At 57.3% G+C, this 12,194-nt stretch carries 12 protein-coding genes; 10 read left to right on the top strand and 2 right to left on the bottom strand.

What is annotated here, in order from left to right:
* Positions 1-35 precede the first annotated feature (35 nt).
* Positions 36-266, top strand: a complete 231-nt coding sequence (locus tag V3W27_RS05450) for a DUF7706 family protein (protein ID WP_330206111.1) — start codon at positions 36-38, stop codon at positions 264-266.
* A gap of 432 nt (positions 267-698) precedes the next feature.
* Positions 699-1,058 (top strand): DUF6124 family protein, encoded by a 360-nt coding sequence (locus V3W27_RS05445; RefSeq protein ID WP_330206110.1) that lies wholly within the window; start codon positions 699-701, stop codon positions 1,056-1,058.
* Positions 1,059-1,215: 157 nt separating this feature from the next.
* Here V3W27_RS05445 and V3W27_RS05440 read toward each other — a convergent pair whose 3' ends face one another.
* On the bottom strand, positions 1,216-1,605 hold the full coding sequence (locus tag V3W27_RS05440) for a hypothetical protein (RefSeq protein ID WP_330206109.1): 390 nt from the start codon (positions 1,603-1,605) through the stop codon (positions 1,216-1,218).
* Positions 1,606-1,885: 280 nt separating this feature from the next.
* Here V3W27_RS05440 and V3W27_RS05435 point away from each other — a divergent pair, with 280 nt between their 5' ends.
* The 3 genes from V3W27_RS05435 (at position 1,886) to V3W27_RS05425 (ending at position 5,815) form a co-directional block, all read left to right on the top strand.
* Positions 1,886-4,540: a hypothetical protein gene (locus tag V3W27_RS05435; RefSeq protein ID WP_330206108.1), complete on the top strand. Its 2,655-nt coding sequence runs from the start codon at positions 1,886-1,888 to the stop codon at positions 4,538-4,540.
* Entirely contained in the window at positions 4,540-4,956 is a 417-nt protein-coding gene (locus V3W27_RS05430) for a hypothetical protein (protein WP_103486696.1), read from the top strand. Before V3W27_RS05435 ends, V3W27_RS05430 begins: the two co-directional genes overlap by 1 nt.
* Before the next feature lie 499 nt (positions 4,957-5,455).
* Positions 5,456-5,815 (top strand): DUF6124 family protein, encoded by a 360-nt coding sequence (locus V3W27_RS05425; protein WP_330206107.1) that lies wholly within the window; start codon positions 5,456-5,458, stop codon positions 5,813-5,815.
* A 212-nt stretch (positions 5,816-6,027) separates the two neighbouring features.
* Here V3W27_RS05425 and gspI read toward each other — a convergent pair whose 3' ends face one another.
* Positions 6,028-6,402, bottom strand: coding sequence for a type II secretion system minor pseudopilin GspI (gspI, locus tag V3W27_RS05420; RefSeq protein ID WP_330206106.1), 375 nt, complete (start codon positions 6,400-6,402; stop codon positions 6,028-6,030).
* Between the two features lie 148 nt (positions 6,403-6,550).
* Between gspI and gspG the strand changes: the two genes are divergently transcribed.
* From gspG to gspD, 5 genes are read left to right on the top strand one after another with little or no spacing between them, the layout of a single operon-like run.
* On the top strand, positions 6,551-7,009 hold the full coding sequence (gspG, locus tag V3W27_RS05415; protein ID WP_041062388.1) for a type II secretion system major pseudopilin GspG: 459 nt from the start codon (positions 6,551-6,553) through the stop codon (positions 7,007-7,009).
* A gap of 8 nt (positions 7,010-7,017) precedes the next feature.
* Positions 7,018-7,971, top strand: coding sequence for a type II secretion system minor pseudopilin GspK (gene gspK / locus V3W27_RS05410; protein WP_330206105.1), 954 nt, complete (start codon positions 7,018-7,020; stop codon positions 7,969-7,971).
* The gene (gene gspL / locus V3W27_RS05405) at positions 7,968-9,152 is read left to right on the top strand and encodes a type II secretion system protein GspL (protein WP_330206104.1); all 1,185 of its coding nucleotides are present in this window, start codon (positions 7,968-7,970) and stop codon (positions 9,150-9,152) included. The genes gspK and gspL overlap by 4 nt, the downstream gene beginning before the upstream one ends.
* Positions 9,145-9,693: a type II secretion system protein GspM gene (gspM, locus tag V3W27_RS05400; RefSeq protein ID WP_027613120.1), complete on the top strand. Its 549-nt coding sequence runs from the start codon at positions 9,145-9,147 to the stop codon at positions 9,691-9,693. The genes gspL and gspM overlap by 8 nt, the downstream gene beginning before the upstream one ends.
* Positions 9,690-12,071: a type II secretion system secretin GspD gene (gspD, locus tag V3W27_RS05395; protein ID WP_330206103.1), complete on the top strand. Its 2,382-nt coding sequence runs from the start codon at positions 9,690-9,692 to the stop codon at positions 12,069-12,071. The genes gspM and gspD overlap by 4 nt, the downstream gene beginning before the upstream one ends.
* Positions 12,072-12,194: the final 123 nt, after the last annotated feature.

The following is a 12,194-nucleotide window of genomic DNA, read 5'->3' as shown; positions in this document are numbered from 1 at the left end:
ATTCCCGGTCTCTAGGACAGCACAGAGGAAGCCGTATGAGCGATAGCCCTGATCTGATTATAACTGCTGACAATCCACGAACCGGGCAGACGGTATATGCCGAATTTGAGCAAGCCGAAGCCTACGCTTTGGCCCGATTAGTCAGGAATTTGAACTTGGAAGATTGTCGTTCCAAAGCCGTGAGCGACGATGATGCGCACCTGATGACGGAAGGACTGGCAAAGCTGCGAAGCTTCTTCGTTACTGCTGGTGTAGCGCAGTGGTGAGCAATCGACTGAGTGGGGTTGATCAATAGAAAAAAGGGGGACGGAGTGTAATTGGGAGGTGCCGCAGTAAGGTCTCGATAAACGCTGGTGTTTAAAAAAACATCTCCAGACGCTCTCCCAGGCTACACATCCTTGCGCTTTTGCCTACAGCTACGCCAGAATCCGCCGGCTTGTGCGCCTTGGGGGTGGGTTCTATTGTGGTTCGGTCGCTGACGAATCAGCGATCGGATTTGACCGTCCGCCCAATATCAAGGCGCGCCAGCGTTCTGCACGTATTCAGGCATTGTCTGTAATCATGTCGCGGTGGCTGTGCGTGGGACACCTTCGGGTGTGCCGGATTCCTTGATGTCCGGTCGGTCAACCCGCGTACAGCTGCCACCCTGTTTGTTTGACCGCGAACGGTGGCGGCTCCAGTCATCAAGGAGCTTCACCATGATCAAACCAACACCCAACCCACCCGAAACCGCCTCGGTTTCCCCATACGAATCCATCGATTCCAAAAAACTCCACGAAGCCGCCGACCGCGCGCTCGACCATTACCTCTGTCCGCCCGGTTCCACGCCGCCCCCACGTAAAACCCGTGGGATGTATGCCGTGACGGCGGACAATAAAACCGAAGAGCTGCTGGTCGATGCCAGTGAAACACTCGCTTCGGCCAAAACCCTCGCGCAGAACGTCGCCAGCCTGTTACCGGTGTCGCAGCGCCAAGCGCTGGCGGGGATTGCGCAGTTGATCATGCTCGGGGAGTTGGCGTTGAATCGGGCGTTGGATAATTTGCAGTTGCCGGGTTGATGCGGGTGTCGGGATCACCTGGTGATTGATCGGGTGTTCATTCTGGCGCCTTCGCGAGCAGGCTCGCTCCCACTGGGTTTTATGCTGATTGCAGATGTTGTGTACAACGCTGAAACCTGTGGGAGCAGTTGATTATTACCGTGCCGTCTTCGTGTGGTTATTGAGTCGCTTCAGGACATTCACGGGTCCATCGCGTCACCGTCATGTCATTGAACTGCTCGCCAATGGTATCGACGCGCAAGCAAGCTGCTTTCTTCGAGTAGTACAAGATGCAACGCGAGCTATCAAAGGAGCAGGTGGCCAGTTCGAAGAACTTGCGTGCAGCCAGTTCTTTCTCCACGCCACTGTATTCATAGCCATCGGTGGTATGCATCCGCGTCGGCTTCCAGTCTTGTTTGATTAGCTTGGCCCTGGCCGCCACTAAACGTTCACCGACGACGATGTCTGCTGGCCCGTGCTTGTCGTTAGACGTCTGTGAGACATCGGCAATCGCTGTGCTGATACCGATGCAATAAAGAGCGAAAAATATGAGGGTCGAAGCCTTCATTTGATTTTTCCTTTAGCCGATTTGTAGCTCGACAAAAGCCCGGACACTCGGTGTGAGGTCATGGGGGAGATGGTAATTCTTCTGCCAGATTTCTCGTGACCCACCGGCTCCGCCAGCGAAGGAGAATCCTATACGATTAAGTCGGCTCAGCATGGTTTCACAAGGGGTATTCAGGGGGTCCCAATGCCTTTAATATCGGCGCCCCTCACGAATGTCACGGTCAAAACAGCTTGATACAAAAACCGAGCGGGCCAAAGGAAATGGAAAGCAAGATTAAATTATGGAAAAGCAAAGCAAGGTCGAACACTGGGCATATCCGTTCAAGCTAAAGCGAGCAGGTAATCAGCACGCCGAGGCACAGGATCCCAAGCAATACTATGAAGCATTGGCTAAGGCCCACGGCGGGTTCTATCCGATGGGTACTAATGGTTCCTGGCATGGCGGAATTCATTTTGATGGAGGAACGGGAGATGTCCTCGATCAATCCTCAGTACGTTGCATCGCAGACGGAGAGGTAATCGCATATCGAGTCGACGAGACTGCCCCCGTCACAGAGTATTTCGATGACCATATGCGTGTTGTACAAGCTCCGTACTCCACAGGACTTGTACTTGTCCGGCACCGACTCGAGATACCGAACCAAGAGAGTGATCAAGATGAGGACGCGCCACCCGTTGGGGAGCTGATTTTTTACAGCCTCTACATGCACCTGCTTGATTGGGCTGGCTACCAGAAACAGGATGCACCTCTGCCTCCAGCGCTCTTTGGGCCGTTGACCTACAGCCCAAAAGCAGAAAAGTCTGTCGATAATTTCCTCGGGTTGAACACTCGGGCTGGAGCCCCCGGTACGGCCGCCCATAGCATCAAAAATGCTATGTTGCCCAAAGGTGTAAAAATCAGGACTGCGGAGTCAGCGGCCGCCCCAAACGAAAAGTGGAAAAAGCTGAGCGCGGTAATCGAGGGGAATTCCATTCCTGAAACTGTTAGTGAGGCATGGGTTTACACCGGGGAGCTGGAGGCTGCTGGTCCCGATACTTATTTAGTGTCTGTACGGTCCAATGACTCGAATTCGGCGTTGCTTCCTGGGAAAGGGTTGAATGTCTATAAAACGTCAAAGGGGAAACAAAAAAACTCGATAACAGGCGTCTTGCCATTAGGAGTGAAGCTCACTCTGGAAGACGGCAGTGGAGAGTTTCGGAAAATCAGCAGTCTCACCGAGGGCGTAGATACCTTACCGCTTGCAGCTGACAGTGCTAAAAATATTCATGGCTACGTAGCTATTAGTGCCTTGCAAGCGCAACCAAGCAAGCCGATTACTGATTCTTTTCATCTATTGCCAGAACCATACGAAATCAAGGCGGGCGAAGTAGTCGGACATTTAGGACCTTATCAAAACGTCAGTGACAGTGAATCAAAGTCGCTCCTGCATTTAGAGGTTTTTAGCTGTGACGACGTACCAGCATTTATCGCTAAAAGTCGAAATCATGCAAAAACTCTGGCTGATAAACAAAAAACACTACTAAAAATCCATAAGGGTGCGAGTCGGCTGATTAAGCATAAGGACGGTATTAACGCCAACAATCCACCTGATATATGTCAGGAAGGGTCAGTTATTGGAGTCGATCTTATAATTCCTCAGCGGGTTCTTGAAGATCTACCCGCAACCTATCAATTGTCAGACAATAAATCTATTCCCGTTAGCACGCCGGCCCAGGCTATTCGCTGGTGGCGTCTGGACAACTTACTCGAAGACGCGGAAGGTCATCCGATCAATGGCTGGCTTGGTGAGCAGGACTTGATTACTACTCGTCATAGTCCTTGGGAGTGGAAGGGTTTTGATTTTATCGAGGAGAGCGGGAAGCCGGTTGAGCATCTTGCCCATCTTCTGGATACGCGAGGTTTACTCAGTAACGAAGAGCGAGAAAACTATCGTGCCAAAATTAGCCAGGCAGATAGCGGCCCCGTAAAGCGAAGGCTCTACGATATCGTAGATACTAATAAGGACAATAAATTTAGTGTCGAAGAGATTCACTCTGCATTGGCTAAGCTCTGGCATGCTCAATCAATATCGCAACTCATGACACGTTATGAAAGTGAGTGGTTTTGGAACGCTGAAAAGTGGGACGAGCTCGATCCTCTGCTCAACCATTCTCCATCACAGCCGAATCAAAACTGGGCGAATGAGAAAAAAAGAATCGAAAAACTATCGTGGTGGAAAGACGCTGGTTTATCGCCTGATGGGAAAGCATGGCACTTTCATTTAATGGGATTGCTTGGGAACTTCACCTGTCCGGCCGATGATAATGATTTGAAATGGCTGAAGGTGCCTTACGGACAACTAACGTTCAATGTCGAGGGGAACGACTTTGAAGATGCTGGTCATCCTGCTCATCGCTATTTCAGCCGAGTCGTGCACTGGCCAGAAGGTGTGTCAGGGGTGACGATAGGTCGAGGATACGACCTAGGTCAACAGGCTGATCCAAGGGCGGACTTAGTTAATGCCGGAGTTAAAGAGCCTCTCTTATCTTGGTTGGTTGGGGCGAAAGGCTTGCATGGTCAAGCTGCAAAAACATATTTAGATAATGCAAGCCAAGAAATCAGAAAGCATGTGATAACGCGAAAGCAACAATATTTGTTATTCATATCTGTCTACGAATTCATGAAAAAAGACATTTTCAGGATTTCAGGTGTAATCAGCAACGTAGAGAAATATGGTGTCTTGCAATGGGATGCCGTTAATAAAAAAATTCAGGACGTCATTGTAGATCTCCGATACCGCGGAGACTATCACGTGGAATCCAGGAAGTTCATTCAAAGGCCGTTTACTGATAATGATTTGACCAAAGTAAAACTAGAAATGTCGAAGCATAGCAATTGGGTAGGCGTGCCCCCAAACAGGTTCGCCGAAAGAAATCGTTACTTGGAGAGTAATTAATGCGTACTTTACGTCTCGCAGCCTACACGCTTTTTGGTTTGGCTTGCTTTTCATCCGCGACGGCGGCTGAGTTTGACTACAAGCGGGTCTACCAGGCAGATGCAGGGAAAGTAGGCAAATATATCGTGAGATATTTGAGGACATTCGATTCTCCGTGCATACGGGTGCAATCGCTTGTGCCAGGGGGTAACGGGAAAATAGTTAAAGAAAAAGAGCTGTGCTCCATTGACGGCAAAAGTTTTCTCGACGGATACACTCAAGTTGAATTGAAAAAGGGGGAGTTTCAAGAAGATAAGCTGACTTTCTTGTTTGAGATAATGCCACTTGAGCCGGCACCCGAGTTTCTAAAAAAATGTACTGTTCCATTTAAGGATGGTGCGCCTCAGGATCTTGTTTGTGAAACGATAACGCCGTGAGTTGGAAGCTCTGTAGGCGAGCAAAACATGGGTACGGATGAACATGTGTCGAACCTGACCACGTTCAGGCCTATCGTGAGACCCAGGTAAGCGAGCATAGGGACGTATCTATTTAAGGGGGGAGGTGACGCGGTGGGATTTCGATAAACACCACCGTTTAAAAAAACATCTCCAGACACTCTCTCAGGCTACATATCCTTGCGCCATTGCCTACAGCTACGCCAGAATCCGCCGGCTTGTGCGCCTCGGGGGCGGGTTCTATTGTGGTTCGGTCGCTGACGAATCAGCGATCGGGTTTGGTAGCCCGGCTTAGACTTGGCGCATAGCGTCACCCGACACAGGCCCTTCTGGGGCTGTGTTTTTATGGTGGCCATGCGCAGGGCGTCTTCGGGCGCGCCGGTTTTCCAAGTCACCGGTCTACCAACCTTCGTATGGCCACCACCCCTTCGTTTGGTAGCGAAAGATGATGGCTCTTTTTCTATGATTTGGAGATTCACTCATGATCAAACCAACACCCAACCCACCCGAAACCGCCTCGGTTTCCCCCTACGAATCCATCGATTCCAAAAAACTCCACGAAGCTGCCGACCGCGCGCTCGACCATTACCTCTGTCCGCCCGGTTCCACGCCGCCGCCACGTAAACACCGTGGGATGTATGCCGTGACGGCGGACAACAAAACCGAAGAATTGCTGGTCGATGCCAGTGAGACGCTCGCGTCGGCCAAAACCATTGCGCAGAACGTTGCCAGTCTGGTGCCGGTGTCGCAGCGGCACGCGCTGGCGGGGATTGCGCAGTTGATCATGCTGGGGGAGTTGGCGGTGAATCGGGCTTTGGATAATTTGCAGTTGCCGGGGTGATGTAGGTGTCGGGGACACTTGGTGATTGATCGGGTGTTCATTCTGGCGCTTTCGCGAGCAAGCTCGCTCCCACAGGGTTTCAGGCTGATTGCGGATATCGTGTGGGGCATGCGTTGTTTTTGTTGCCTGAGATGTTTGTGTAGGGTTGCCGGAGGCTGCGATCTTTTTGAGTTTAAAAAACAAGATCAAAAGATCGCAGCCTTCGGCAGCTCCTACAGGGGGCGATTTAGTAGGGTTTCCAGGCGGGCTAGGGGCGGGGTGTCCTGGTTGCGGTTGAAGACCTGGATGCCGACCTTGAGCAATCGGCCGTTTTCGGCTGTGGCGATGGCTTGTTCGCAGCGCAATAGCAGGCGTCCCTGATCACAATCAACAGCTTTCACGCCAGTCGGCAATCGGCCTTCCAGTTGCAGCTCTGCCATGCGGGTTTGCGCCGCAATCATCGCCACCGAACGATCCCGCAAAATCCCGCTGCTCTGCGTCATCAACCCCGCCACGCGCACAGCCGCCGACATCGCCACGGCAATGATCGCCAGCGCCACCAGCACTTCAATCAGGGTGAATCCGTTTTCTCGGGAGCGCGTAGGCATATAAGGCTCAGAGCCAAAACACAGCCCTCGACCCTAACCCGCGTCCTTGACGGCTTGACGACGAAAACTCCCGAGGATTTTCAACATCCCTGACATATCTTCTTGCAACACTGCGCGTCGAATCGAATCAAGCCAAGGGAATGTCGAGATGGATATCGCGCAGTTCAAACAGCCCGGACGACCGAGCCGAATGCCCCGCGGGCAGCAGGGTTTTACCCTGATCGAGATCATGGTGGTGGTGGTGATTCTCGGGATTCTGGCGGCGATGGTGGTGCCCAAGGTGCTGGATCGGCCGGATCAGGCGCGGGCCACGGCGGCGAAGCAGGACATCGGCGGTTTGATGCAGGCGCTGAAGTTGTATCGCCTCGATCACGGCACGTATCCGAGCATGACTCAGGGTCTGAAAGTGCTGGTGGAGCGGCCGGCGGATGCGAAGAACAGCAACTGGCGTTCGTACCTGGAGCGCCTGCCGAATGACCCGTGGGGTCGTCCTTATCAATACCTCAATCCCGGCGCGAATGGCGAGATCGATATCTTTTCCCTCGGTGCCGACGGTCAGCCTGACGGCGACGGTGTGAATGCCGATATCGGTTCCTGGCAGCTGTAAGGCCGGTGATGAATAGCCAATCGAACCAGCAGGGGATGGCGATCATCAGCGCGCTGTTGATCGCGGCGGTGGTCGCGGTGATTGCGGCGGGGATGTTGACCCGGCAGAGCGTTTCGACCCGCGCGCTGGAGGCGGATCAGCAGCGGGTGCAGGGGCGCTGGGTGTTGCACGGCGGGCTGGAGATCAGCCGGCAATTACTCTGGGATGCGCGGCAGCGTGATCCGTTGACCCGGCTCGATCAACCGTGGGCGCAGCGCTTGAATGCGCAGGGTTTCGAGGGGCGGCTGGAGGATGAGCAGGGCAAGTTCAACCTGCGCAATCTGGTGGCTAATGAGCGTATCGATGAGGCGCAGGTGCAGGCGTTTCAGCGGCTTTGCGCGTTGATCGGCATCAGCGCCGGGTTGAGTCAGCGCATCAGTCAGCGGGTGATCGGCTCTTATCCGTATCTGTTGAACCCGCAGATTGCCGAAAACACCGCGAGCAAAAACGCCTTTGACAGTGGCCGCGGCACTTCGCCGAATGCGTCGCGTAAACCACAGAATCCGAAGTTGCCGATGCTGCGGAGTGTCGAGGATCTGCGCAGCGTCGAGGGCGTGAATGATGTGGTCATCGGCAAACTGGCGCCGTACCTGACGGTGATCCCCGCGACCACCTGGCTCAATGGCAATACCGCCACCGCGCCGGTGCTGGCCGCGTATGTGCCGGGGTTGTCGCTGGAGCGGGCGCAGGTGCTGATCAATGAGCGCGATGCCGGGCGCTGGTTCATCAACCGTGGCGATTTCGTCAACCGCTTGCGCATGCCAAACCTGGAGCTGACCAGCGTCAAGGTCGGCATCACCAGTGACTGGTTTCGCCTGCGCGGCGAGGCGCGGCGTGATCAGCGGCGGGTCAGTCTCGATGCGCTGCTGCATCGCAGCGAGGATCGTCTGCCGCAAGTGATCTGGTCGCGGGTGGGCGTATGAGTCAGTTGCGCGTGGGACTGCCGCCACTGGCGCAGTTGAGTCTCGACAGTGAGCTGGACTGCGCGTGGCTGGATCGGCAGGGGCAGGTCATTCGTGAGCAGCGCCAGACCTTTAGCCAACTGGGGCAGCTACCGAAGCAGCCACCGCTCAGCGTTTTTCTGCACCCGGCGGACAGCCTGCTGGCGAGCATCGACCTGCCGCCGTTGCCAGCGAACAAGACCGCAGCGGCGGTGCAATGCGCGGCGCAGGCCTTGATGCTCGGCGACTGCAATGACATGCACATCGCTCACAGTTCGCGGGATGAAGCGGGGCAGGTGCAGATCGCCTGGGCGCCGCGTCAACGCTTGCAGCATCTAGGGCAATTGCTGAAGCAGGCCGGGCTGAATCTGCGCGGTTTGTACCCGGCGGCGTACCGCTTGCCGGTGTTGCCGGGCACGGTGGCCTGTCGGCAGGACGGCCATTTGTTGTTGCGTGAAAGCGTGCAGGTGGCCCGGGTGCAGCCGCTGTTCGACGAGGAGATTGGTGATTGGCTGCTGAGTTGCGGCACGCCGCTGCACTGGATCGGTTCGACGCCGCCGCCGGATGCGCAATTGCCGATGGCCGAGGCGCAACGCTGGACCGGGCCGTTGCCGGGTTGGGGCCTGCAGGGTGCGGTGCAACAGCAGCGCAGCGAGCATCGCGGTTGGGGCCGGGCGCTGGGGCTGTGCGGATTGGCGGTGGCGGTGTGGGTCATCGGCTTGAACCTGTATGCCGCCCGCGAAGCCAGTCAGGGCCAGCAGCTCAAGATGCAGATGGCGCAGCGGGTGAAGCAGGCCTTTCCCGAGTTGCCGGTGATCCTCAATCCGCTGCAGCAGGCGCGTCAGCAACTGGCGGCGCGGCAGAAGGGCGCGGCGGAGGATCCGGCGCAGCCGTTTAATCGGCTGGTGTTGCAGGCCGGCAGTGGCATGCCGTTCATGGCCGGCACGGTCGAGCGCCTGACGTTTGTCGATGGCACCTTGCAGTTGAGTCTGCTGGCGGATGCCCGGCGCAGCGCCAATGACAAGGACAAGGACTGGCAAGCCGCATTGGCCCAGGTCGGGATCAGTGCGACGGCCGATGATGAGGGCTGGCTGCTGCGCCCGAGCGACGAAGTCACCACTCCCGATGAAAGCACCGACGACAGCGGAGCAGAAGATGAATAAGGCATCGCTCGCGTTGTACCGCGCCCGCTGGCAGGGTTTCAGCGCGCAGCTTCAGGCGCGTTGGCAAGCGCTTGCCCTGCGCGAAAAACGCATGGTCGGCGGCATGGCGGTGGTGCTGCTGTCGCTGTTGGTGTGGGTCGCGCTGATCCAGCCGCCGCTGAAAAAAATCACTTACTGGCAAAGCGAAACGCCGAAGTTGCGCGCGCAGACTGAAGCGCTGGAAGTGCTGTTGCGCGAGGTCAGCGTGCGCCCGGACGGGCAGAGCCTGGCGCAGTCTCTTGAACAGACGCTGCAGGCCAGCGGCCTGGCCGGGCACTACCAGTTGCAGGCCGGGGAGACTGGCGCCTGGCAGCTGACGTTCGACGCGGCGCCGGCCGATGCAGTGCTCGACTGGCTGTTGAGCAACCCGGCACAACTTTCTCTGCAAGTGGTCGAGGCCCGTCTGCAACGCGCCGACAACGCTTCGACCGAAGTCACTGCCGGCACATTGTCAGGCACCGTTCGCATGGATCAGGCGCTGGGCGCTAAGGAAGCTTCATGAAGGGGTCAGGATCCAAACCGGCGCGCATGGCGTTGCCGATGCTGCTGATGGCATTGAGCGCGTGCAGCAACACCACCACGCCGCCGAACCAGCCGCCGTTGCTGGTGGACAGCGAACTCGGCCGTCCATTGGCCAACACCCAACGCAGCGGCGATGCGCTGCTCGATCGTCAGCGCGCCCAGGTACAAGCGGCGCCGCAACCACGGCAGATGCACAACATCACCGAACGTGCACGCAGTGGCAGCGCCCCACGCGGCAGCACACTGCCGAGCAATCCGCTGGGCGATCAACCGGTGACGCTGAATTTTGTCGATGCCGATATTCAAGCGGTGGTGCGCGCGTTGTCGCGTTCCACCGGCCAGCAGTTTCTGGTCGACCCTCGGGTCAAGGGCAGCCTGACGCTGGTCTCGGAAGGTCAGGTGCCGGCACGCCAGGCCTACGACATGCTGCTCGCGGCGTTGCGCATGCAGGGTTTCAGCGTGGTCGATGTCGGCGGTGTCGCGCAGGTGGTGCCGGAGGCTGACGCGAAACTGCTCGGCGGGCCGATCTACAGCCCGGACAAACCCGCCGGCAACGGCATGCTCACCCGCACCTTCCGCCTGCAATACGAGAACGCGGTGAATTTGATTCCGGTGTTGCGCCCGATCGTGTCGCCGAACAACCCGATCAATGCCTACCCCGGCAACAACACCATCGTGGTTACCGATTACGCCGAGAACCTCACGCGCGTCGCTCAGTTGATTCAGACCATCGACACCCCGAGCGCGATTGACACCGATGTGGTGCAGATCCAGAACGGTATCGCCGCCGACATCGCGCCGATGGTCGCGGATCTGCTCGACGCGCCGGGCAACGATCCAACGCAGAAAATCGCGGTGATCGGCGACCCGCGTTCCAACACCATCATCATCCGCGCCGGCAGCCCCGAGCGCACCGAGCTGGCGCGCAACCTGATCTACAAACTCGACAACGCGCAGAGCAATCCGAGCAACCTGCACGTGGTTTATTTGCGTAACGCGCAAGCGGCGAAACTGGCACAAGCGTTGCGCGGTTTGCTGACTGGCGAGAGCGACAGCGGCACCAGCGACAGTGCGCGCTCGGTGCTCAGTGCCATGGGCAGCAACGGCAACAACAATGGCGGTTCGAGTGCGCAGAGTGGCACGCAAACCAGCGGTAACACCTCGACCACGTCGAGCACTGGCAGCACCGGCGGCAGTTACGCGCAGGGCAGCAGTTCGACCAGCAGCGGCGGCAATCAGGCCAGCGAGCAGAACGTCGCGTTCAGTGCCGGCGGGGTGACGATTCAGGCTGACGCGACCACCAACACTTTGCTGATTTCCGCACCGGAGCCGTTGTATCGCAACCTGCGCGAGGTCATCGATTTGCTCGACCAGCGCCGTGCGCAAGTGGTGATCGAGAGCCTGATCGTCGAGGTCGGCGAGGACGATGCCAGCGAATTCGGCGTGCAATGGCAGACCGGCAATCTCGGCGGTAAAGGTGTGATCGGCGGGGCCAACCTTGGCGGATCGGGGATCAACCTCAACGGCAAGACCAGTCTCGATGTGCTGCCCCAGGGCTTGAACCTCGGTTACGTCAACGGCACGGTCGATATCCCCGGCATCGGCAAGATTCTCGACCTGAAGGTCTTGGCTCGGGCGCTGAAGAGCAAGGGCGGCACCAACGTGTTGTCGACGCCGAACCTGCTGACCCTCGATAACGAGGCGGCGAGTATTTTTGTCGGCCAGACCATCCCGTTTGTCAGCGGCAGCTACGTCACTGGTGGCGGTGGCACCAGCAACAACCCGTTCCAGACCGTGACCCGTGAAGAGGTGGGCTTGAAGCTGAATGTGCGGCCGCAGATTTCCGAGGGTGGCACGGTCAAGCTCGATATCTATCAGGAGGTCAGCAGCATCGACGAACGCGCGTCGGCCAGCGCGACGTCGGCAGGAATCGTCACCAACAAGCGCGCGATCGACACCAGCATCCTGCTCGACGACGGGCAGATCATGGTCCTCGGCGGCTTGCTGCAGGACGGCTACAGCCAGAGCAACGAAGCGGTGCCATGGCTGGGGACGTTGCCGGGGATCGGAGCACTGTTTCGCAATGAACGCCGGGCGATCACCAAGACCAATCTGATGGTGTTCCTGCGCCCGTACATCATCCGTGACAGCGAAGCGGGGCGCAGCATCACCCTCAACCGCTACGACTTCATGCGCCGCGCCCAGGGCGGCCTGCAACCGGAACGCAGCTGGGCGATGCCGGACATGCAGGCGCCGCAGTTGCCGACGGCGGCGCAGGGGGTGCCGAGCCCAGTTCCGGCTTCGGGCCCCCGCGCGACCATCAAAGCGGTGCCGATTCAGTCGGGGCCATCGTTATGAGACACACTCTGAATCTGGTTGATATTCCTGTGGCGAGGGAGCTTGCTCCCGCTGGGCTGCGCAGCAGACCCAAAACCTGCAACCCCATTCTTCCAGATACACCCTGCATCCCGGATTTACGGG

This window comes from Pseudomonas sp. AM14(2022) (genome assembly GCF_036346455.1).
GTDB classification, from domain to species: Bacteria; Pseudomonadota; Gammaproteobacteria; order Pseudomonadales; family Pseudomonadaceae; genus Aquipseudomonas; species Aquipseudomonas putida_A.
The sequence above is the reverse complement of the archived record's forward strand: the minus strand, read 5'-3'. Positions and strand labels throughout refer to the sequence as shown.

What these genes read in the sequence shown, in the direction of transcription:
- V3W27_RS05450 (WP_330206111.1), top strand. Translation starts at nt 36, where the DNA reads ATGAGCGATAGCCCTGATCTGATTATAACTGCTGACAATCCACGAACC.
- V3W27_RS05445 (WP_330206110.1), top strand. Translation starts at nt 699, where the DNA reads ATGATCAAACCAACACCCAACCCACCCGAAACCGCCTCGGTTTCCCCA.
- V3W27_RS05440 (WP_330206109.1), bottom strand. Translation starts at nt 1,605, where the DNA reads ATGAAGGCTTCGACCCTCATATTTTTCGCTCTTTATTGCATCGGTATC.
- V3W27_RS05435 (WP_330206108.1), top strand. Translation starts at nt 1,886, where the DNA reads ATGGAAAAGCAAAGCAAGGTCGAACACTGGGCATATCCGTTCAAGCTA.
- V3W27_RS05430 (WP_103486696.1), top strand. Translation starts at nt 4,540, where the DNA reads ATGCGTACTTTACGTCTCGCAGCCTACACGCTTTTTGGTTTGGCTTGC.
- V3W27_RS05425 (WP_330206107.1), top strand. Translation starts at nt 5,456, where the DNA reads ATGATCAAACCAACACCCAACCCACCCGAAACCGCCTCGGTTTCCCCC.
- gspI (WP_330206106.1), bottom strand. Translation starts at nt 6,402, where the DNA reads ATGCCTACGCGCTCCCGAGAAAACGGATTCACCCTGATTGAAGTGCTG.
- gspG (WP_041062388.1), top strand. Translation starts at nt 6,551, where the DNA reads ATGGATATCGCGCAGTTCAAACAGCCCGGACGACCGAGCCGAATGCCC.
- gspK (WP_330206105.1), top strand. Translation starts at nt 7,018, where the DNA reads ATGAATAGCCAATCGAACCAGCAGGGGATGGCGATCATCAGCGCGCTG.
- gspL (WP_330206104.1), top strand. Translation starts at nt 7,968, where the DNA reads ATGAGTCAGTTGCGCGTGGGACTGCCGCCACTGGCGCAGTTGAGTCTC.
- gspM (WP_027613120.1), top strand. Translation starts at nt 9,145, where the DNA reads ATGAATAAGGCATCGCTCGCGTTGTACCGCGCCCGCTGGCAGGGTTTC.
- gspD (WP_330206103.1), top strand. Translation starts at nt 9,690, where the DNA reads ATGAAGGGGTCAGGATCCAAACCGGCGCGCATGGCGTTGCCGATGCTG.